The 22,170-nt window shown below is 41.4% G+C and carries 21 protein-coding genes and 3 pseudogenes; 16 read left to right on the top strand and 8 right to left on the bottom strand.

The window, feature by feature from the left end:
* The first annotated feature begins 15 nt into the window (after window positions 1-15).
* The 7 genes from J1G47_RS07260 to J1G47_RS07230 all read left to right on the top strand — a co-directional run bounded on the left by J1G47_RS07260 (window position 16) and on the right by J1G47_RS07230 (window position 5,650).
* Window positions 16-600 (top strand): host cell division inhibitor Icd-like protein, encoded by a 585-nt coding sequence (locus tag J1G47_RS07260; RefSeq protein WP_207326545.1) that lies wholly within the window; start codon window positions 16-18, stop codon window positions 598-600.
* Window positions 601-689: 89 nt separating this feature from the next.
* On the top strand, window positions 690-953 hold the full coding sequence (locus J1G47_RS07255; RefSeq protein WP_075605738.1) for a hypothetical protein: 264 nt from the start codon (window positions 690-692) through the stop codon (window positions 951-953).
* Window positions 950-3,124: a DUF927 domain-containing protein gene (locus J1G47_RS07250; protein WP_207326544.1), complete on the top strand. Its 2,175-nt coding sequence runs from the start codon at window positions 950-952 to the stop codon at window positions 3,122-3,124. Before J1G47_RS07255 ends, J1G47_RS07250 begins: the two co-directional genes overlap by 4 nt.
* Before the next feature lie 716 nt (window positions 3,125-3,840).
* Entirely contained in the window at window positions 3,841-4,119 is a 279-nt protein-coding gene (locus J1G47_RS07245; RefSeq protein WP_010787289.1) for a BrnT family toxin, read from the top strand.
* The gene (locus tag J1G47_RS07240) at window positions 4,094-4,402 is read left to right on the top strand and encodes a BrnA antitoxin family protein (RefSeq protein ID WP_010787288.1); all 309 of its coding nucleotides are present in this window, start codon (window positions 4,094-4,096) and stop codon (window positions 4,400-4,402) included. The genes J1G47_RS07245 and J1G47_RS07240 overlap by 26 nt, the downstream gene beginning before the upstream one ends.
* Before the next feature lie 249 nt (window positions 4,403-4,651).
* The gene (locus tag J1G47_RS07235; RefSeq protein ID WP_207326543.1) at window positions 4,652-4,873 is read left to right on the top strand and encodes a hypothetical protein; all 222 of its coding nucleotides are present in this window, start codon (window positions 4,652-4,654) and stop codon (window positions 4,871-4,873) included.
* Between the two features lie 228 nt (window positions 4,874-5,101).
* A complete protein-coding gene (locus tag J1G47_RS07230; RefSeq protein WP_075621055.1) occupies window positions 5,102-5,650 on the top strand; it encodes a ParA family protein in 549 nt (182 codons plus the stop codon).
* Between the two features lie 119 nt (window positions 5,651-5,769).
* On the opposite strand, the pseudogene J1G47_RS07225 reads toward J1G47_RS07230, so the two are convergent.
* Window positions 5,770-5,859 (bottom strand): annotated as a pseudogene (locus tag J1G47_RS07225) (IS1595 family transposase); the annotation flags it as partial.
* Window positions 5,860-6,014: 155 nt separating this feature from the next.
* Between J1G47_RS07225 and J1G47_RS07220 the strand changes: the two are divergent.
* The 3 genes and pseudogenes from J1G47_RS07220 to ilvD all read left to right on the top strand — a co-directional run bounded on the left by J1G47_RS07220 (window position 6,015) and on the right by ilvD (window position 8,857).
* Window positions 6,015-6,314 (top strand): hypothetical protein, encoded by a 300-nt coding sequence (locus J1G47_RS07220; protein ID WP_075621054.1) that lies wholly within the window; start codon window positions 6,015-6,017, stop codon window positions 6,312-6,314.
* A 79-nt stretch (window positions 6,315-6,393) separates the two neighbouring features.
* Window positions 6,394-6,948 (top strand): annotated as a pseudogene (locus J1G47_RS07215) (IS5 family transposase).
* A 73-nt stretch (window positions 6,949-7,021) separates the two neighbouring features.
* Window positions 7,022-8,857 (top strand): dihydroxy-acid dehydratase, encoded by a 1,836-nt coding sequence (ilvD, locus tag J1G47_RS07210; protein ID WP_075592768.1) that lies wholly within the window; start codon window positions 7,022-7,024, stop codon window positions 8,855-8,857.
* A gap of 48 nt (window positions 8,858-8,905) precedes the next feature.
* Here the strand turns inward: ilvD and J1G47_RS07205 are convergent, their stop codons facing one another.
* The 4 genes from J1G47_RS07205 to J1G47_RS12120 are packed head-to-tail and all read right to left on the bottom strand — an operon-like array spanning window position 8,906 to window position 10,386.
* Window positions 8,906-9,529 carry a fimbria/pilus outer membrane usher protein gene (locus tag J1G47_RS07205; protein ID WP_010787282.1) on the bottom strand — a complete coding sequence of 208 codons (624 nt, stop codon included), beginning with the start codon at window positions 9,527-9,529 and terminating at the stop codon, window positions 8,906-8,908.
* Window positions 9,530-9,536: 7 nt separating this feature from the next.
* Entirely contained in the window at window positions 9,537-9,704 is a 168-nt protein-coding gene (locus J1G47_RS07200) for a hypothetical protein (RefSeq protein WP_005713060.1), read from the bottom strand.
* 33 nt (window positions 9,705-9,737) lie between these two features.
* The gene (locus J1G47_RS12125; protein ID WP_010787281.1) at window positions 9,738-9,968 is read right to left on the bottom strand and encodes a fimbrial biogenesis chaperone; all 231 of its coding nucleotides are present in this window, start codon (window positions 9,966-9,968) and stop codon (window positions 9,738-9,740) included.
* Window positions 9,969-9,990: 22 nt separating this feature from the next.
* Window positions 9,991-10,386, bottom strand: coding sequence for a fimbria/pilus periplasmic chaperone (locus tag J1G47_RS12120; protein WP_010787280.1), 396 nt, complete (start codon window positions 10,384-10,386; stop codon window positions 9,991-9,993).
* Between the two features lie 475 nt (window positions 10,387-10,861).
* On the opposite strand from J1G47_RS12120, the gene pth reads away from it, so the two are divergent.
* The 5 genes and pseudogenes from pth to J1G47_RS07170 all read left to right on the top strand — a co-directional run.
* Complete coding sequence (pth, locus tag J1G47_RS07190; protein ID WP_044009494.1) at window positions 10,862-11,446, top strand: aminoacyl-tRNA hydrolase; 585 nt, start codon at window positions 10,862-10,864, stop codon at window positions 11,444-11,446.
* Between the two features lie 239 nt (window positions 11,447-11,685).
* Entirely contained in the window at window positions 11,686-12,657 is a 972-nt protein-coding gene (locus tag J1G47_RS07185; RefSeq protein ID WP_012621529.1) for an IS110 family transposase, read from the top strand.
* A 93-nt stretch (window positions 12,658-12,750) separates the two neighbouring features.
* Entirely contained in the window at window positions 12,751-14,682 is a 1,932-nt protein-coding gene (gene thrS, locus J1G47_RS07180) for a threonine--tRNA ligase (protein ID WP_021116066.1), read from the top strand.
* Window positions 14,683-15,429: 747 nt separating this feature from the next.
* Entirely contained in the window at window positions 15,430-18,738 is a 3,309-nt protein-coding gene (locus tag J1G47_RS12050) for an ESPR-type extended signal peptide-containing protein (RefSeq protein WP_207326542.1), read from the top strand.
* Between the two features lie 60 nt (window positions 18,739-18,798).
* Window positions 18,799-18,948, top strand: a pseudogene (locus tag J1G47_RS07170) (IS110 family transposase); the annotation flags it as partial.
* Between the two features lie 28 nt (window positions 18,949-18,976).
* On the opposite strand, the gene nth reads toward J1G47_RS07170, so the two are convergent.
* The 3 genes from nth to proB are packed head-to-tail and all read right to left on the bottom strand — an operon-like array spanning window position 18,977 to window position 21,512.
* Window positions 18,977-19,612: an endonuclease III gene (gene nth / locus J1G47_RS07165; RefSeq protein ID WP_005712327.1), complete on the bottom strand. Its 636-nt coding sequence runs from the start codon at window positions 19,610-19,612 to the stop codon at window positions 18,977-18,979.
* Window positions 19,613-19,615: 3 nt separating this feature from the next.
* Complete coding sequence (locus tag J1G47_RS07160; protein WP_207326541.1) at window positions 19,616-20,389, bottom strand: TSUP family transporter; 774 nt, start codon at window positions 20,387-20,389, stop codon at window positions 19,616-19,618.
* A 22-nt stretch (window positions 20,390-20,411) separates the two neighbouring features.
* Window positions 20,412-21,512 (bottom strand): glutamate 5-kinase, encoded by a 1,101-nt coding sequence (gene proB, locus J1G47_RS07155; protein WP_021112433.1) that lies wholly within the window; start codon window positions 21,510-21,512, stop codon window positions 20,412-20,414.
* An 82-nt stretch (window positions 21,513-21,594) separates the two neighbouring features.
* Here proB and folA point away from each other — a divergent pair, with 82 nt between their 5' ends.
* The gene (gene folA, locus J1G47_RS07150; RefSeq protein ID WP_207326540.1) at window positions 21,595-22,092 is read left to right on the top strand and encodes a type 3 dihydrofolate reductase; all 498 of its coding nucleotides are present in this window, start codon (window positions 21,595-21,597) and stop codon (window positions 22,090-22,092) included.
* Window positions 22,093-22,170: the final 78 nt, after the last annotated feature.

Below are 22,170 nucleotides of genomic sequence, written 5' to 3'. Positions count from 1 at the left end.
TGGGGTAACATACTTATGAAAAACCATATTGTAAACATCAATAGAGATATTACTCTATTTCATTTAAAAATCAATCTTAATGAAAACATTTCACTTTACAAAATGCTAAGTGAGATTTATTCTGCTCACGTTGTAGCAAAATCTACAACCGAGCGTGGAAACTCGAATGATTTATACCTGGCGAACAATAGCACGCCTTTTAACCGTGCTTTTTTTGTTCGTAGCATACGCACACCTAAAGAAAATGCCTCGAGCGTTATTCTCTCAATGGTAGGGCGTATCGGGCAACGTTTAACCGTTGGCTACTTTCCAGGTATGGTAGTTTTCCACCCCGATACGTTCTACCGCCAAGCGTGGAAACTTGCGGTAGTTCCTGAAATCATTAACCTGGAGCTATCAAAAATGATCTACAAATTCCTATGCTTAAACCGTACTAAGCACACCTACAACCAAGAAACGTTATACATTCAAGCCGACAGCGAAGAGCAAGCACGCTTACAGCTATCTGCGGATTATCGCCTATTGCTTGATCGTCCTATTGCAAAATTCCGAGCAAATCATACCGCTTGTCACCAAGTAAAAGGAGGTATTTATGCGTAATCAAAACAAAATCACAACCCACTACGCCGCATTAAATGGCGTATTGGCATTAATGAGCAAAGGCTTAGATGATTTAGCGGAGGTTTAAGATGAATAGCATTCAGAACATTAAAATCCCTTTATCGTTGTTAGACCGAATGAACGTAGACCACGCACGCATAAATGCCCAAATTAACGCAATGGCGGATAATCCGACCGCTTACACAGGCGAAGTATTAAAACACGCTCTAAACGTTATTCAGTGGCATTTAAGCGAACAATCGGAGCAGTTAGAGGTATTACAAAACCATGTTTATAGAATTAATCGCCTGATTGATAAAACGGACGAGATTTTAAGCAGGGGGAATGTATGAAATTAAAAAACGCCCCAAATATGAAACTGCAAAAACCAAATGCGGAAAATGCCTTTATCATTATCGGCTCTCAAGCGTGGGATTTTGCCAAAGCTCCACCAGCTGAACGTTCACAGGACGAGATAGCACTTGATGATGTGTTACCACAGGGCGAGAAATCGCCCCCTATTGTGCTGACAGGTGAGGTTTTGGAAAACGTTCATCAATACCGCATAGCACCTAAAAAGGCTTATATCATCACGATACAGCGAGCTAATCACGGTGAAGATGTAAGCGGTAAGATTATGGCTAAACTTTACTTAAACCTTGCTAAGAATACACAGGCTAAAATCATTCACTACATTGACGAAGCCGAGCAACACCTTGAAGATTTAAGCGGATATATCGAATGCATTCGACAAGGTGGAGCAATAGCGGAAAACGTGGCGGAAATGACCGCTAGTGATGATGTGAATGCTGACATAGATAAACATAAACCCTATATCGAAAAACGCACAGAGAACGGCATAGAAGGGCTTTATCGCATTACCCCGAAATATGACAAGGACACAGGCGGACTGCTATCAGAGCGTACAGAATGGCTTTCTGATGTGATTTCTGTAGTAGGTATAGGGCAAAGTGAAGCTGAACATTATCTCGTGCTAGAGTGGACGCCTGAGGGCAAATCGCAACCAATCAAAGAGGCGTTATCCTTGGGGGATTTAGGCGAACGGGAGGGATGGCGACAGCTCAAAGCAAAAGGGCTACGCTTAACTACTCGCACCTACCTACGCAACGAGCTAGCGGACTATTTACAAAGTAGCGGTAAGCGTACCCTATGGCACATCACCAACGCTACAGGGTGGCATAATGGGGCTTATATTTTGCCAAATGGGGAAGTATTAGGCGAACCTGAAACACCCGTGCTATTTAATCGTCAATCCGCCACCGCCAGTGGATACGACACCAAAGGCACAATAGAGAGCTGGAGGCAAGAAATCGCCGATAACGTGCGAGGTAATCCGTCAATGATGTTAGGCGTGGCTTGTGCTTTATCTGCCCCGATAATGAACATCATAGAGGCTGAGAGCTTTGGAGTTCACTTATTCGGTGGCTCAACCGCAGGCAAAACCACCACCGCTAACATTGCCAGCAGTCTATACGGACACCCTGACAAAATCCGCCTATCGTGGAATGCGACAGGGTTAGGTTTAATTAATGAAGCCTCAGCAAGAAATGATAACTTTATGCCCCTTGATGAAATCGGGCAAGGCTCAAACCGCAAGTACATAGAGCAAACCGCCTACGCTTTATTTAATGGCGTGGGGAAAATACAGGGAGCGAAAGACGGCGGTAATAGAGAGCTTCAACGGTGGCGGATTATGGCGTTTTCGACGGGTGAGATTGACCTAGAGGGCTATTTGTCGATGGGAGGCATTAAGACAAACGCAGGGCAATTAGTCCGCTTGTTGAATGTGCCTATCACAAGGGCGAAAGTCTATCATTCATTCTCTGACGGCAAGGCACACGCCGACCATTTAAACTATGCGAGCAAGCAACACTACGGAGCTGTTGGTAGGGCGTGGATTGAATGGCTAACAGTGGCGGACAACCAGAAAACACTGATTAGCGTTCATAGCCAAATAAAAGCCAAGTGGCTAGACCGCTTACCAAGCGACGCAAGTCCACAGGTTCAACGAGTGGCCAGCCGTTTCGCTATCCTTGAAACCGCCTTACAATTAGCGAGCTTTCTCACAGGGTGGGACACTTCCGCCAACGGTGAAGCCTTACTACATTGCTTCAATGAATGGATTAATATATTCGGGCTACATAGCCAAGAAGAAAAGCAAATCATTGAGCAAGTGAATGGTTGGTTATTAGCGAATGCGGAGGGGCGGTTTATCGAATACCCAAACAACCCCGAACAGCGAGCCATCTCGAATATCGCAGGCTATAAAATCATTCCTCAACGAGATAATGAGATAGAGAGCTTTTATCTGTATCCATTAGCTTTTGAGGAAGCGATAAAGGGACACCCAAAGGAGCAGGCTTGTAAAATCCTATCAGATAAAGGAATGCTATCTAAGGGCGAAAATGGCTATAGATACTTAGTAAGAATACCAAGCAGGATAGATCCGAAACGTACAAGATGTTATCTCGTTTTCCCACTTGTTGAAAGTGATGAAGCATAAAAATCATAACAAACCATATCATTAAGTGCTTTTTGTGGTCTGTATGCTACATTGGTGATTTAAGAGCTTTCCAGAGATGGTTAGCTCTCTTTTTTTATCTTTGCAAAAAAATTTTTTTCATGCGCGTAGTTTTTTAGTAGTCCAATTAGTCCAAAATACCTATTAAAAAAATAATATCTTTATTTATCAATATATTACATAAAATTCATTGGACTAATTTGGGGTCGTTTTGGACTAATTTTAGGGCATTTTGGACTAATTTTGGGGCATTTTGGACTACTCAAAAAATGAACAATAAGAGTATTTTGTTAGTTTTGGACTAATTTTGGACTACATTGGACTACTCAATTAGTCCAAAAAATGCCACTTAAGTGTTTGATTTTAAAGGATTGGACTAATTGGACTACTGTTTTTTACTAAATATAAAAAAAATTTTTTTTGAAAGCGTAAAAGTGGCGGAGGGGTGGCGTTTTGGTTTCTGCGGATAATATCCCTTTTTATGCTACACATTTTTGGGGGCTTTTCGGAGCAGTACGTGCGTGCGAGGAGTAACGCAAGTAAGGCTGTTTTGACTGAGTGAATGGAAAGCTACTATTAACTACTACTAACTACTCAATACTAACAACGCTGATAAAGTCTACAAATGACTACAAAAGATTGAAATTATATTATAATGTAGTTACAATAAAATAACTTTAACCCCATAAATAGCCGTTATGCTGATTAATTATGACCCTAACAAAAGCAATAAGAACATCACTGAAAGAGGATTATCTTTTGATGAAGTGGCTTTTTTTGAATGGAAAACGGCAATCATCAAACAAGACGAACGTTTTGATTATCCAGAGCCTAGATTTGTGGCTGTTGGCTTTTTAAAAGGGCGGTTACACGTTCTTTGTTTTACGCCAATTCAGAACGGCGTAAGGGTTATTAGTTTTCGCAAAGCAAACAAAAGAGAGGTAAAACACTATGAAGCAATACAATCATCTAACTGATTTTGACGGGGAAGTAAGAGAGTTACAGGCTGACGACCTCCATCAATTCAAACCAATCAAAGATGTATTACCCTTAGATTTTGTGAATTTAGTCACCACACATCAAAACGAAATGGAACGGCAAGGAAAAATTAAAACAGGCAGAGGGAAGCAAAAGAAACCGACAAAACAAGCTATCACATTGAGGCTATCACCTGAAGTTATAGAAGCGTTTAAATCAACGGGGCAAGGTTGGCAAACAAGGATTAATGAAGTCTTATTGAAGCATATTCAAACAGTGTAGATGGCAATTTAAAATATATCAGAGATAACAGAGGTAAACCTTACATTTTTTGAATGTAGGGCTTTTTGTGGGCTTTAAGAATTAGGGGGTTTATACAAAATTATACATAGGAAATATAATTATATATTTGCTCCAAATAAAAAGGTACTCCCGACGGGGTGGGGCTTTCCACGGGGTTGCGGGCTCGTGGTTTTCGGCAATTTTTCGGGGTTCTAGCCATCATCATCTTTTGATTAAAAGTGAATAATTATGCCTAGAATGATGGCGGTAGATGTTGAATTTGCTGATACTGGTTTTCTTCAGTCTCTTAAAATTGCAAGGCGTGTTATTTTAAGTAAATGGATTATCCTAAAATTAAATCATTTCCTCAATTTTGAGGAGATGACACCGAAGCATAGTTATATCACCATAGTAAAAAGTGAACTTTCTTCACCTGAACCGCCAATTTTAAAAACAACCCTATACAAGTGATAAACTTCAAAATGCTGTAGTGTTTAGCCGCTAAAAAATGATTAAATAATAATCTATTTATAGGCGTTTTTTTATTATAGGGGTACGTTTAGGGGTACGATTTAGGGTTTAAATATAAAATAACCTTTTATTTCAATATGTTACATTGCTTGAATGTATCCGACCACTGTCATCTTAGACTGCACAAAAAAAACAAATTTCTTTACTAATTAAAATGGAGAGATTTGTATGCCACAGTCTATCAAACCGTTTATTGTTACAGTAATGTTCAAAGGTGGAGTAACAAAATCAACGAATGTTGCAAATATAGGTGCTTTCTGTGCTGATCACGGTATTAAAACCTTAATGATCGACACTGATGTTCAACCTACCCTATCGTCTTATTATCATATTGAAGATTCTGCACCTTTTGGATTGTATGAATTTTTCACTCGTCCTGATCTTCCATTAAAGGAGATTATTTCTCGGACCGAATTCTCTAACTTGGATTTAATCCAATCTAACGATCCACTAGATAAGCTCTCTACCGATCTTACAAGTACACCTGGAGGTATCCTGAAATACAATCAATTTGTTAAAAAAATTGATGGCTATGATTTAATCATCATTGACACTAGAGGTACACGGGACATTATGGTTGATATGGCAGTCCTTGCTAGCGATCTTATCCTTTCTCCACTAAGACCAGAGTTGGTATCTGCTCGTGAATTTATGTGTGGTACCTTAGGTATATATAAAAATCTAAACATTTTTACAGACTACTGTACTCTTATATAAATTCGTGCGGTTAACATTTATGTACCTTCATTTAGATCTATAAATTATGCCTGTACCATTTAACTCTATTTAATTGCTATATGGTGGTAGTATTTAAGTTATGGGGCTGTCCTAGATAACTAACTTAAACTGCCCTTAACCAATTGTTTTAAAATGGAAATTTGAGATTTTAAGTTACTGTGATTAAAACGCCATTCGCATTCCTTCAAAGGCTAAAGGGCTAAAAGGCTTGATAAAACATCTAAAGTGTCACACAATATTATCAAGCGAATATTTGAACTATAAAAAAGAATGACAAAAAAAATTTCATATAGAAGCCATACAGAAGTGGGAATCACAAGAGTTCGAGAATACCTCTTTTGATATGAGCCATCTTAATGCACACGAACTAATCATTCATAGTAAAAAAATGGATTATAAACTCGTTGTTACTTACGGATTGCACTGTTTTACTAAGAATGATTCACCATTTTCACTACCTATATTAGTAAAGGATTCTTCTGGAGATACTCGTCAATTTGACGTTGAAAGATACTTAGCATCTAAAGAGTTGAAGAATATATTATTTTCCGAAGATATTTTAGGACAGTTGAGATTTTATAAAAGTGATCAAAAACGGTATTTCACGATTCATAAAATGAATAATTTTACTAGAGCGTGTTGATCTTTTAAGTACAAAAAACAAACGACATAGAAATTTGGTATAATTTAGTTCGCCAAAACCTAACCATCCCATACAAACTATGTCGCTTAGAACTATTTTAACAGATAATCTTTGGAAACGCCTAGCTTATTTACTCGACCGTACAGGACGTGTTTATAATAAACCTGAACATCGTAATACAGTGGAAGGGATTTTATATCGCATTCGTACGGGATGCCCTTGGAGTGAATAGCACAAAAATTCATTTAGCGGTAGATAGTTGTGGAAATCCTATTGATTTTGTTCTGACGGGAGGTGAAGTTCACGACAGTAAAGCTGCGTCTGAGCTTGTGGAATTGTTACCTGACAGTGAGACCATTGTTGCAGACAGAGGTTATGATTGTGAAGCCTTACGAGCACTTATTTTGACGACAACAAAAGCAGTTCCGGTTATACCTCGCAGACGAAATTCAAAGATGGGTAATGAGGATATAGACTGGTGTTTATATCGTTATCGCCATTTAGTTGAAAATGCGTTTGTTTTTTAAAACAATACCGAGCCATTGCGACTCGGTACGATAAGTTAGCAAGAAATTATGCGGCATCGCCAGCAATGATTTGTTGTATTCGCTGGGGGAGATTGTTGTTTGGTTAAGATTTAAACTCAAAAGATCAACAGCACCTAATAAATTATAGAAACACAACATCAAAATTTGGAGAGATTATTTATGCCTAAATTACGTTCGGCGACTAGCACACAAGGTCGCAATATGGCAGGGGCACGTGCATTATGGCGTGCGACGGGAATGAAAGAAAACGATTTTGGTAAGCCGATTATTGCGGTGGTGAACTCCTTTACCCAATTCGTACCAGGACACGTTCATTTAAAAGATATGGGGCAGCTTGTTGCCGAGCAAATCGAGAAAGCAGGTGGCGTGGCAAAAGAGTTTAATACTATTGCGGTTGATGATGGGATTGCGATGGGGCACGGCGGTATGCTTTATTCTCTGCCGAGCCGTGATTTAATTGCTGATAGCGTGGAATATATGGTAAATGCACACTGTGCCGATGCGATGGTCTGTATTTCAAACTGCGATAAAATTACCCCAGGAATGTTAATGGCAGCGTTACGTTTGAACATTCCGACAATTTTCGTTTCTGGTGGCCCGATGGAAGCAGGGAAAACTAGGCTGTCCGACCAAATCATCAAATTAGACTTGGTTGATGCGATGATCCAAGGGGCGAACCCGAATGTGTCTGATGAGGTAAGCGATCAAATCGAACGCTCCGCTTGTCCTACTTGTGGATCTTGCTCAGGTATGTTTACCGCAAACTCAATGAACTGTTTAACCGAAGCACTGGGTTTAAGTTTACCGGGCAACGGCTCTTGCCTTGCAACCCACGCTGATCGCAAACAGTTATTCTTAGATGCCGGTACGCAAATTGTTGAGCTGTGCAAAAAATATTACGAGCAAGATGATTTGTCTGTATTGCCTCGTTCTATTGCAACCAAAGCAGCGTTCGATAATGCAATGAGTTTAGATATTGCAATGGGCGGTTCAACCAATACGGTTTTACATTTACTTGCCGCAGCACAAGAAGCGGAAGTGGATTTCACGATGGCGGATATCGATCGCCTTTCTCGCCAAGTGCCTTGCTTAAGTAAAGTTGCACCGAACACGCAAAAATACCATATGGAAGATGTACACCGTGCAGGTGGGATTATGGCGATTTTAGGCGAGCTAGATCGTGCAGGCTTATTGAACAATCAAACTCGCACCGTGTTAGGCTTAAGCCTTGCGGAACAAATTGCCAAGTACGACATTATGCTGACCAAAGATGAAGCGGTACATAAATTCTTCCGTGCAGGTCCTGCAGGTATTCGCACCACCAAAGCCTTCTCGCAAGATACCCGTTGGGATACGGTTGATGATGACCGTCAAAACGGTTGTATTCGCAGCAAAGAGTTTGCGTACAGCCAAGATGGTGGTTTAGCGATGTTGTCGGGCAATATCGCCTTAGACGGCTGTATCGTGAAAACCGCAGGGGTAGATGAGGCGATCTTAAAATTCAAAGGCGAAGCCATTGTGTTTGAAAGCCAAGAAGATGCTGTTGCAGGGATTTTAGGCGGAAAAGTGCGAGCAGGACACGTTGTGGTTATCCGCTACGAAGGCCCGAAAGGCGGGCCGGGTATGCAAGAGATGCTTTATCCAACCAGCTATTTAAAATCCATGGGCTTAGGCAAGGCTTGTGCCTTATTAACAGACGGTCGTTTCTCTGGCGGTACATCAGGCTTATCTATCGGACACTGCTCACCAGAAGCAGCCGCAGGCGGTTTAATCGGTTTAGTGAAAGACGGCGATACCATTGACATTGATATTCCAAACCGTAAAATCGAACTGGTTGTGCCTGAAGCTGAGCTTGCCCAACGCCGAGCAGAACAAGATGCGAAAGGCTGGAAACCTGCAAACCGTGAGCGTGAAGTCTCTTTTGCACTAAAAGTGTATGGACATTTTGCGACATCGGCGGATAAAGGTGCGGTTCGAGATAAAAGCAAAATTTAATTAAACACAAGCGGGGGGATATTTTTTATAAAATCCCACCGCCTCTCTCTACAATCTCTCCCCTACTGATACGAAGAAGTAAAAGTCGTCACCGCTTGCTTCCAACACTTCAACATGCAACTCACCACTATATCCTGTCGGGTTTAAATCTGAAATTTCAAAAGCACCAGCAGGGACATTTAATTGACGGATAATATGCCCATTCTGGCTAATAGTTACTCTTGCATTACTATGGGCAATCCCTCTGACAGTTGGAGCGTATCCTCTCAAGGAAGTTGGCAACATGCGATCATCACTTGCCAGACGCACACCACGTAGCCCTATCGCCTCAACGACAGCCCCATCTGTGGTAAAATCTCCTACCGTAAGCTCGCTTCGCAAAGGCACAATGGAACGTTTTACATAGGTCGCAATACGATGATAGGAACTCTCTCCTGAACTATCCCAACTTTTCGCACTAACATGCCGAAAAGCCCAGTCCCCTAAATTTATTCCCCCATTCAAAGCAAGATAGTGCTGTTTATAAGAGGTATTGCCATAATGTTGATAGCTATTCAAATCATAATTAAGAAAAGCAACAGGTACTCCCGTTTGCCATAAATGTGGAGAAATATAGCCTCTAGGACGTTGTACAACATAAATTTGCGGAATTTCAAGATGAAGCCTAGACACCGTATAATCAAATCTGAATTTTCCCCATTGTTAAAAAGCTACTATAAAACTCAGCTTCAACCCCTTTATTCAAAACAGAGTTAACATCATTTGCAACAACAGTAGGGCTTAAGCCTAACAGCACAGTGAGCATTGCCAGCCGAAAAGGAACAGGTTTTATTATTATTTTCTTCATTTTGACACCATCTCTTTATTTCATCATGAGGAACTAACGCAACACTGCTTCCCCTTTTTCTGTTCCGCCAAAATCATTAATTGCTTCCCAATTCACTCGACTACCACTAACTTTCCCTTTTAATATCAAAGTTTTACTAGAAAATGGTGCAACCATTTCGCTATTAGGCAAATAAGCATTTCCCAACTTAACAGATTGATAGGTAATAAAATAAGGTGTCTGATTATCGACAACGACCCCCTTCGCTGTCTTAAGCCATTGCACTGACTGATAAGCATCATAAGGGCTAAGAGAGAGCAGGGCGATAGAAAAACTTAATACGAGAACGAATAGCAAATTGCAGATAATTAGTCCCTAAATCCTCCGCTTTAGGTTTAGGCGGAACATCTAATACATTCAAATAAAATAACGTTTCACGATCTTGAGGCAAATTTTCTTTCCCTGTAAAAACCATTCGCAACGTTTGTCCTGCGTTGGGCTCGATGCGCACAACGGGAGGTGTTACTAAAAATGGAACCTGAATACTATTTGGACGGCTGTTAATATCCCCACGATCTAACCAAGATTGGACTAACGCAGGATCTGAGCTACTGTTTTGCAACTGAACATTGACACTCTTTTGCTCCGCAGGAAAAATTACTCTAGTACCAATAATCACCACATTTGCCGTCGCAAATGTCATATATCTGCTCTATAACACTTAAAAACATATAAACAAACCGCGTTTGATACATCACATTTAAAAGTTAAAAATGAAATGTATCCAAGCGAGTTTTTTTTTTTTTATTTTTTTTTTTTTTTTTTTTTTTTTTTCCCCCCCCCCCCCCCCCCCCCCGCCAAACGTAAAGAAAAAATGTCAAAAATGTGAAGTATGCCACATTAAAAATTCAAAATATGTAAAATTTAGATTAAAAAATAGAGCTTTTAAGATAAATAAATTGACAAATCATAAGATTAAGTAAAAAGATAAAATAAAATGTAATACAACACATCAAGTCGCCTACAAAACATAAATCAAACTGACATTATATTAAAAACGAATTCCGATTATTGATAGAGCAATAATGTTGGCTTAAGACAATAAAATATAGACATCTTCCTTGTGAAAATCCCCCTTTTTACCTACAATATCGCCCTTTATTTATTGAACAAAAACTATGTCGCAAATTAAATTGATTGTCGGGCTTGCTAACCCTGGTGCAAAATATGAAGAAACTCGTCACAATGCAGGCGAATGGCTAGTGAACGAGCTTGCTCGTGTGTTTAATGTCACCTTAAAAGAGGAAGCGAAATACTTCGGCAAGGTCGCTAAAATTAATACGCCACAAGGCGAAGTTCGTTTGCTTGTGCCAACCACGTTTATGAATTTAAGTGGTAAAGCGGTCGGTTCGTTAGCGAATTTTTACCGCATTAAGCCTGAAGAGATTTTAGTCGCTCACGATGAATTGGATCTCCTCCCAGGTGTTGCCAAAATCAAGCAAGGTGGCGGACACGGTGGACACAACGGTTTAAAAGACATTATTGCAGCCCTTGGTAATAGCAATAATTTCTACCGTGTACGTATCGGAATTGGTCACCCAGGGCATAAAGACTTAGTGGCAAGTTATGTGTTAGGCAAACCTTCGCCGTCGGATCAGCCTTTAATTAACGCTGCAGTTGATGAAGCCAGCCGTTGTGTGGAACTGCTGTTCAAAGAAGGGATTGTTAAAGCGACTAATCGTTTGAATGGTTTTAAAGCGTAAAATTGATTGAATAATGATAGTAGGGGCACACTGCGTGTGTCCGTATCTGTTTTTTTTCGGACACACGCAGTGTGTCCCTTGTATATTAAAATTATAGTAAACTAGCAACATAAACCATAACGTTATCCACAGCTTGGGTGTCCCTAGAGCTAAAACTCGTTCTGTAGCGTAGGCGTGGATAACTTCATCAGCAAAACCGAACAGTTGAAATATAAACCCGAATACAAGGCAGGTTACCGATGAACGCTCCGATTTATTGTGGTATTGATGTTGCTAAACGCAATTTCGTGATTGGTTTTTCCCATCAGAAAAAGACCAAAACCGAAACCAATAACGCCAAAGGTATTCAACATACCTTGGACTATTTAAGCCAGTTTAATGTGGCTCTGATAACGCTTGAAGCAACGGGTGGATTAGAAATCCCCGTGGCAAAAGCCCTTGCTCGAGCAGGTTATCGTGTATTTATTGCTAATCCACTGAAAGCCAGTGAGTTTGCAAAATCTCAAACGAGAGCCAAAACCGATGCAAAAGATGCGGTTAATCTCGCTTTCTATGGGCTCACTTGTGAGCTTAAAGGCGAAGTAGAGCATCAGTTGTATGTTCCGCTTTCTGAGCAAGAAGAACAGCTGGAAGCCCTTGTGGTTCGCCGTCGTCAGCTTGTCGATATGCGAGTAGCAGAGCTAAATCGTTTGCAACAAAGCCACGAAACCCAGTTGGACAATATCCAACAACACATTGAAATGCTTGATAAATTAATCGCCGAACTTGATAAAGATATCGACGACCAAAGTAAGCATTTTAGTGATAAAGCTGACCTTATCTCAGACATCAAAGGCGTTGGCAAAAATTGCGTCGCCGTGATGATGTCAAGCCTGCCGGAATTAGGCAAGCTAAGCAGCAAAAGAATTGCCTCACTCGTTGGCGTTATTCCGCATCCACAGGAAAGCGGTCAATGGAAAGGAAAATCCTTTTGCTATGGTGGTCGAGCGATTGTTCGTAATGCCTTATATATGGCAGCACTATCGGCAATTCGCTTTGAACCTGTTTTTAAAGCCTTTTACACCCGATTGGTTGCAAAAGGCAAAGCGAAGAAAGTCGCTATTATGGCGTGTATGCGTAAACTGCTAACCATTATGAATGCGTTGGTTAGACGCAATGAAAAATGGGATGCTACACGCTACTTATCCACAGAATCTGTGGGTCAAAATTGAATAACTTTTTTGTGTGTAAACACAGTTGCTACGGGAATAACATAAACCAACAAGTAACCTTTCGTATGGGTTACCACTGTATAAGGATTAACAATGCCAATTATTACTTTACCTGATGGCTCACAACGCCAATTCGACAATCCCGTTTCTGTAATGGAAGTGGCTCAAAGTATCGGTGCAGGTCTTGCGAAAGCAACGATCGCAGGACGTGTAAACGGTGAACGCCGTGATGCCTCTGACATTATCAGCGAAGATGCCACCCTTGAAATTATTACCGCAAAAGATGAAGACGGTTTAGAGATTATCCGTCACTCTACGGCACACTTACTGGGTCACGCAATCAAACAACTTTTCCCGAACGTAAAAATGGCGATTGGTCCAACAATCGACAACGGTTTCTATTATGACATTGATTTAGACCGCTCTTTAACGCAGGAAGATCTTGATGCACTTGAAGCGCGTATGTTGGAACTGGCGAAAACCAATTACGATGTAGTGAAAAAACGTGTGAGCTGGCAGGAAGCGAGAGATACCTTTGAAAGCCGTGGCGAGTCGTACAAAATGGCGATTTTGGACGAAAATATCAGTAAAGATTACCGCCCAGCACTTTATCATCACGAAGAATATATTGATATGTGTCGTGGTCCGCACGTGCCGAATATGCGTTTCTGCCATCACTTCAAATTACAAAAAGTGGCTGGCGCATACTGGCGTGGCGACAGCAAAAATAAAATGTTGCAACGTATTTATGGTACGGCGTGGGCAGATAAAAAACAACTTGCCGACTATTTACACCGTTTAGAAGAAGCGGCAAAACGTGACCATCGTAAAATCGGTAAAGCGTTAGATTTATATCATATGCAAGAAGAAGCACCGGGTATGGTGTTCTGGCACAATGACGGCTGGACGATTTTCCGTGAGCTTGAAACCTTCGTGCGTACCAAATTAAAACAGTACGATTACCAAGAAGTGAAAGGTCCATTTATGATGGATCGTGTGTTATGGGAAAAAACAGGCCACTGGCAAAACTATGGTGATTTAATGTTTACCACTCAATCGGAAAATCGTGAATATGCGATCAAACCGATGAACTGCCCAGGTCACATTCAGATCTTCAATCAAGGTTTAAAATCATACCGTGATTTACCGTTGCGTATGGCGGAATTTGGTTCTTGCCACCGTAACGAACCGTCTGGTTCATTACACGGTTTAATGCGTGTGCGTGGCTTTACCCAAGATGATGCCCATATTTTCTGTATGCCAGAGCAAGTAGAAAGCGAAGTCACATCGTGCATTAAAATGGTGTATGACATTTACAGCACTTTCGGTTTTGAAAATATTCAAGTGAAACTCTCAACTCGCCCTGCAAACAGTATCGGTACAGATGAGATGTGGAACAAAGCCGAAGCAGACTTAGCAGCCGCATTAACCGCTAACGGTTTAGCTTTTGAAATTCAAGAAGGCGAAGGTGCATTCTACGGCCCGAAAATTGAGTTTGCCTTGCGTGACTGTTTAGATCGTGAATGGCAATGCGGTACGATCCAGTTAGACTTCTTTTTACCAGAGCGTTTAAGTGCATCTTATGTGGCAGAAGATAACAACCGTAAAACACCCGTAATGATCCATCGTGCGATTTTAGGCTCAATCGAGCGTTTCATCGGCATTATCACCGAAGAATACGCAGGTTTCTTCCCTGCGTGGTTAGCACCAGTTCAAGCAGTCGTTATGAACATTACCGACAGCCAAGCAGAATACGTTCAACAAGTGGTAAAACAACTTTCTGATGCTGGCTTGCGTGTGAAAGCAGATTTACGCAACGAAAAAGTGGGCTTTAAAGTGCGTGAACACACCTTACGCCGTGTGCCTTATATGCTTGTTTGCGGTGATAAAGAAATCGCCGAAGGCAAAGTGTCTGTGCGTACTCGCAAAGGTGCGGATTTAGGTACTTACAAAGTAGAAGAGTTTGTCGAAATGCTCAAAAAACAAGTGCGTGGACGTGAGTTGAAGTTACTTGGGGAAGAGTAGTCAGTTTAGATACACTAGGAGGCCAATGTAGAGGAGAGTAATTCTCCTCTCATTACTAATAGGCATAGTAGACAAAAGTATTGGTTTTAATTATTTTCCCTAATTATTACCAACTCTTTTTATTTAAAAATCCTTTATAAACATAATCTTACGCTTTTTCGTTAATCCGCTATGAACCGATAATTTCTGTTTCAGTTCTTTAAATAACCCTTCCAACCTATTTGTTGTTTTTTCTATATTTAAATGAGTATATTCTTCAAAAGTGAGTTTAAAGCCTTGTACTATAAGGCTTTAGCCCACTTTTTACCAACACTTTTGTCTACTATGCAAAATATCCTATCTAAATCACCGCTTTCATTAGATTTCCGCCTATTATTTCTAACTTTTATTGATAAACGTTGAAAAATTCTTGTTATTTTATCTTTAGTTTTGTGTGACCCATTGTTTTTTTTTTTACAATGGAGTGGGGGCAGGTGTTTTTGAGATTCCCCCACTTGTGGGGGAAGTAGCTTGTAGGGTGGGTCTTGACCCACCATGTAGCCGTAACATATTGATTTTATTGGTGGGTTAAAACCCACCCTACAATATTCAATCCATCTAATATATGGTTTGTCAAGGAGTTAACTTCCCCCGCTTGCGGGGGAAGTGCCCGAGCGAAAGCGAGGGCGATGGGGGCATTTGTACATCCTGAAAATGTAAATAAAGGTTTATGATTTTTTATTAGGAAAAACAGTAGAGAAGGTTATTATGAATAAAATATTTAGAGTTATTTGGAGTCATACTCAACAGGCTTGGGTAGTTGTATCTGAGTTAGTAAAGTCTCATACCAAAACATCCGCTTACACGGATAAAAGAGCTCAAGTATGCACCTCAGATTATTTTTTAGATAAACAGCAAGATAAATTTAAATTAAGTCTTTTAAGTCTAGTATTACTAGGTATATTTTTTAGTCCACCGGCAGGTTCAGCTGCATATTTTCAAGGTGGTGCTAGTGCATCGGTTAATGGATCTGACGATGGTACTATTGGTATTGGTCAAGGGAGTAAGGCTTCGCATGGTGCTATTGCTATCGGTCAGTATTCAAAAGCTGAAGGTAGGCATAATATTGCGATAGGTTATGATGCAAATACAGGAACACACAACAACTCTATTACGATAGGCAACAATACTGTAGGAAATGGGGAGAATGTAGTTGTCATCGGGACTAGCTCAAAAGCGGGAGGGAGATCTGTTGTCTTAGGCGGACAAGCCGAAGGGACAACTACTCAAACAGTTGTAATAGGTAACCTTGCTAAAGCAAGTGCGTCACAATCTATTGCTATTGGGGCAGATGCCAAAGCGGAGGGGTATGGCTCCATATCAATCGGTGGAGATGATTTAGATCAAACGGATTATCACGCTAATAATGCTAATAATGGAAGCTCCCGCCGCACAACAACTGCGAAAGGTAAAGCCTCTGTTGCTATTGGGGGTCTGTCTTTGGCTACGGGCGACGGTTCTACTGTTTTAGGTCCTTTAGCATCTGCAAGTGATGTTGAAGGCATTGCTATCGGTGCGAGAAGTAAGTCTACCAATGAGTACGGTATTGCGGTTGGTGGTGGTGCAACTGCTGGAAAAAACGCCGTTGCTGTTGGTAGGGAGTCGAACGGTGGTGGGACAGATTCCATTGCGATAGGTAATTCTGCGAAAACAACAGGGGCAGACTCTGTTGTTGTGGGTGCCAGTATCAATGTGACAGGTGAAAAATTAGTGGCAATTGGACGCGAAGCAAAAGCTGGAAGCCATTCTACTGCCTTGGGTTATAAAGCCTCTGCCGGTGGTATGCACTCTGTTGCTGTGGGTGAAGAAGCCATGATAAATGTAGGTGCTGCTAGAGCAACCGCGCTTGGTAATAATACCGTTATCACCGTGGGTGGCGGTGTGGCATTGGGTTATGGCTCTAATGCAAGTACAGCTGGCGGTGTAGTGGGGTTAAAACAAGCTCATTCTGTCACAACGGGAGAAAGCACTGTCGCTAACGGCTTTAAATCCACAGAAAATGTTGATGGTAATCATATTGGTGCAGTTTCTGTCGGTGGAGGCTCAGGTAATAAACTCATCAATCGCCAAATCACCAACGTTGCGGCTGGTAAAGAATTAACCGATGCAGTAAACGTGGCACAGCTTCAATCTTTAACCCTGAAAATTGAGGGAAATGAGAATAAGCATAACGGTGTAAATGCTAATTTAAGCAGTGCTGACAGACCTAAAGTCGGCTTGTGGAGTGGTACGCTCAAGGTAAAAGGAGAAAATGGTCTTACTTCCCATGCTAGTGGCGATACGATTACGGTTAAATTAACCGATGATACTAAAAGCAAAATTGATAAGATTGACAATTTAGGTTGGAACCTGAAGATTGCGAAAGGGGCTGGTGAAGCAAATCCACCTAATGCAACACATCTTATCAAAATGAGCGATACGGCAACCGTAACCTTTACCGCTGGAAAGAATATTAAATTAGAACAAGCGGGCGGAAATATTACGATTTCTACGATTGGTAAGTTAATTCAAAAGACTGAAATGCTACCAAATGGTGATTTGAAAATTACTTATACGGATGGCAGCGATAATACTATTACTAGGGGGAAAGACGGTAAAGATGGTGCGAAAGGTGAAGCTGGTCCTAAAGGTGAAGCTGGTCCTAAAGGTGAAGCTGGTCCAGTGGGTCCAGCAGGACCACGAGGCCCTGCGGGTCCTAAAGGTGAAGCTGGTCCAGTGGGTCCAGCAGGACCACGAGGCCCTGCGGGTCCTAAAGGTGAAGCTGGTCCAGTGGGTCCAGCAGGACCACGAGGACCGCAGGGAACAACGGGTGCTCAGGGACCTAAGGGGGATAAAGGCGAACCAGGAGAAGCGGGTCCAGCAGGACCACGAGGCCCTGCGGGTCCTAAAGGAGATGCAGGTCCAAAAGGTGATACAGGTCAGAAAGGTGAAACTGGCCCTGCGGGTCCAGCGGGTCCAAAAGGTGATACAGGTCAGAAAGGTGAAACTGGCCCTGCGGGTCCAGCGGGACCACAAGGCCCTGCGGGTCCAACGGGATCACAAGACCCTGCGGGTCCAACTGGAAATTCGGAATTAAAAGGCATTACGTCGATTGCCAATGGTAACGACGCCACCAAGGCGAATGGGGCTAAGATTACCTTGTCTGCAGGTTCTACAGATAAAACAGTTAATGTTAATGATGCGAAAATTACCAATGTGGCGGCTGGTACAGCAGATACTGATGCGGTAAATGTGAGCCAGTTAAATACTAAGGCAGCAGCTTCAAAAACAGAGGTTAAATCAACGGACAAATCGGTTGGCGTTACAGCAAGTAAAGGTGACAAAGATCAAACGATTTATGATTTATCGGTGGTGAAATCTAAATTGAAGGCTGCTGAGGATAAACGTACAGTTACGGCTGAAACCAAGGGCAATGCTTTTGTAACAGGAGATGAAGTCGCAGCAGCAATTAATACCACAACCGCAGCGGCAAGAACTGAGGTTGAAGCGGGTAAAAATGTGAAAGTGACTTCAAAAACGGGAGCAAATGGTCAGAATATTCACAATGTGAGCGTGTCTGGAGATTTAAGCGACATTACTTCAATTAGTAATGGCGATACCAAAGTATCTTTAGGTAAAGATAAGCAAGGAAATCCAGTTGTAAATATGAATGGCGCCAGAATTACCAACGTTGGAGATGGTAGTGCTGAGGGCGATATTGTGAATGTTCGTCAGCTCAACAAAGTGGTTTCTTCTGTGAATACAGGATTTAATCAATTATCAAGAGATATTGGTCGTGTTGATGTTAATGCAAGAGCGGGTATTGCTTCTGCTGTGGCGATGGCTAATTTGCCACAAATTTCTTTACCAGGTAAAAGTGCTATTTCTGTTTCTAATGCACAATATCGCGGGCAATCTGCCTATGCTATAGGTTATTCCAGAATTTCTGATAATGGCAAATGGCTTATTCGAGCGTCTGTTAGCAGTAATACTCAGCGGGATACTATGATTGGAGGAGGGGTAGGTTTTGTGTGGTAATCTAGCGCCTATAAATTAGAATTTCATGCTCAATGCCATTGTTATTTTAACAATGGCATTGTTTGTAATGCCTTATATATGGCAGCACTATCGGCAATTCGCTTTGAACCTGTTTTTAAAGCCTTTTACACCCGATTGGTTGCAAAAGGCAAAGCGAAGAAAGTCGCTATTATGGCGTGTATGCGTAAACTGCTAACCATTATGAATTGACTTTTATGCAACTGCTGCATTATACCGATTAAATCTCCGTCTTCTCTTTATACTCACACAAATCTTCAATAATACAAGAGCCACAGCGAGGCTTGCGAGCAATGCAGGTGTAGCGACCGTGTAAAATCAGCCAATGATGAACATCAACCTTAAATTCATCAGGCACCACCTTCAGTAACTTTTCTTCCACCTTAACCACATCTTTCCCTGGGGCGAAATTAGTACGGTTAGAAACACGGAATATATGCGTATCAACGGCAATAGTCGGCTGACCGAATGCGGTATTTAGCACCACATTTGCCGTTTTACGTCCTACACCTGCAAGGGCTTCTAATTCTTCACGCGTTTGAGGTACTTCGCCATTATGTTTTTCAATTAAATCACGGCAAGTTTTAATAATGTTTTCTGCCTTGCTGTTATAAAGCCCAATGGTTTTAATATACTCTTTTAGCCCATCAAGCCCTAAATCTAAAATCGCTTGGGGCGTATTTGCCACAGGATAAAGTTTTGCCGTGGCTTTATTGACCCCCACATCCGTTGCTTGAGCAGATAAAATGACCGCAATCAATAATTCAAAAGGGTTGGAATAATTGAGTTCTGTGGTTGGGTGAGGGTTCTCATTGCGTAAACGGGTTAAAATTTCAATACGTTTTTCTTTGTTCATTCATTATCCTATAAAAGCAAAATAGCTCTGATCCCACAACATTTTTACCACCATAATAAACGATATCATAACAATCAACGGGCGAATAATCTGTTTTCCTTTGGTGACAACCATTCTCGCCCCCAATGAAGCCCCGATAAATTGTCCAATCATCATTAGAAAACCGATTTTCCATAAAATCGCACCGCCAATGATGAAGAAAATCAGCGAAGCAAGGTTAGAGGTAAAATTTAACACTTTGGAGTGAGCAACGCTTTGGGTCAGGTTAAAACCAAGTAATAACACAAAAGCGAGCGTAAAGAAAGAGCCTGTGGCAGGCCCGAATAGCCCATCATAAAAGCCTATTCCCATTGCCGCCGTGCAAGCGAACATCGGAAAGCTCATTCTTTGGCGACGTTGTTCATCGCCTAGGCTTGGACTAAAGAGAAAATAACAGCCAATAATTAAGATCAGAAAGGGGAGGGCAACTTTTAATGCATTGACATCTATCATCTGCACTAAAATAGTCCCGATTGAACCGCCGATAAAGGTCAGCAAAATAAGCAACCAAATCTGCTTCAAATCGACCGCTTTTTTACGCACAAAATAGAGCGAAGCGGAAAACGAGCCGCCACAAGCCTGTAATTTATTCGTGCCTAACGCAACCGCAGGGGGAATACCGACTGCTAATAACGCTGGAATAGTAATCAAACCACCACCGCCAGCAATGGCATCAATAAAACCAGCCACGAAAGCCGCAACAAATAAGATAATCGCAACATCAAGTCCAAGTTCCATATTTCCCCCTACGATCTATTAATTAATAATGCACCACCATTTCATCTCGGTGGAATACTACTGAACCAAATTCATAGCCCAAAATGGTTTCAATCTCGCTAGATTTTTTGCCTTTGATTAATGCTAGAGCATCACTGTTATAACGACTAATGCCAAGGGCAAGCACTTTGCCGTTAAGGTTACAAATTTTTGCCACTTCACCACGCGCAAATTGCCCTTCGATTTTGGCAATACCAGTAGGTAAGAGCGATTTATGCTGTTCTACTAATGCGTTTTCTGCCCCTTGATCGATATAAATTGTACCAGCAGGAGGCGCACCAAAGAGCCACTGTTTGCGTCCTTCGATTTTGTCGTGTTGAGCTAAGAAGCGTGTGCCAATTTCTGCCCCCTGTGCCACTTCAAAAATTACATTAGGACGTTCGCCAGAAGCAATCGCTGTTTCAACGCCAGAACGGGTGGCGATATCGGCAGCGGTGATTTTGGTACTCATACCGCCTGTGCCTAAGGTTGTACCACTTCCCCCTGCCATTTGGCGAATTTCAGGGGTGATTTTTTCAACAACAGGAATGCGTTTAGTATTTGGATTTGAACGTGGGTCGCTGTCGTATAACCCTTCTTGATCGGTGAGCAAAATCAATAACTCTGCTTGAGCTAAAATCGCTACGAGTGCCGATAAATTATCGTTATCGCCGATACGAAACTCTGCCGTTGCCACTGCATCATTTTCATTGATAATCGGGATAATTTGTTGATCGAGCAAGGCGGTGAGCGTATCTCTTGCATTTAAAAAGTGATCTTTATTTTCAATATCTGCACGGGTTAAAAGCATTTGCCCGATTTTGATGTTATAAATGGAAAAGAGGCTTTCCCACACTTGAATAAGCTGGCTTTGTCCGACTGCGGCTAGAAGCTGTTTGGTTGCCAACGTTTTTGGCAATTCACGATGCCCTAAGTAATCACGCCCAGCGGCAACCGCCCCAGAGGTTACAATAATAATGCGATGTCCTTGTTCGTGTAGTTGAGCAACTTGTTTTACGATTTCTAGCATATGTGGACGGCTTAGACTTTTAGTGCCGTGGGTTAGGGTGCTAGTGCCTAGTTTTACTACGATTGTTTTTGCCATAATGATGTGTAAAAAAAGAAAAGAAAGTGACCGCTATTATCTGCTATAATGGGGCTTATTTCAAAATGTAATCGGGAATAGAATGAAAATTAGCGTAATCGTAGCTCGAACTTTAAATAAAGTAATCGGAAAAGACAATGCAATGCTGTGGCATTTGCCTGTGGATTTGGCGTGGTTTAGGGAAAATACTTTGGGTAAACCTGTGATTATGGGGCGAAAAACCTATGAATCTATCGGTAGGCTGTTGCCGAAACGCCCGAATATTATTCTTTCTCGCTCTGGTTTTGCTATTGATGGAGCTTATTCTGCAATAAGCCTTGAACAAGCGGTGGAATTAGCCAAAAATTTTGCTAATAGCGATGAAATAATGATTATCGGCGGTGGTGAGTTATTCAAACAAGCAATGCCTTTTGCCGATAAACTTTATCTTACTGAAATTCAAGCCAATATAGAGGGCGATACTTTTTTTGAGTTTGATGAAACTCAGTGGCAACAGGTTGCAGAGAAGTGGTCTGAAATAGATGAGCAAAATAGTTACCGTTGTCGGTTTATGATTTTGGATAAGTTAAAAAATGACTGATAAGTGATTAAAAAACAATCTCTCTTAATTGTTTGTAAAATAATTGTGATTTTATTTTGAGCAAACGATGAGGATTTA

This window comes from Glaesserella parasuis, from assembly GCF_017352235.1.
Lineage (GTDB): Bacteria > Pseudomonadota > Gammaproteobacteria > Enterobacterales > Pasteurellaceae > Glaesserella > Glaesserella parasuis.
The sequence above is the reverse complement of the archived record's forward strand: the minus strand, read 5'-3'. Positions and strand labels throughout refer to the sequence as shown.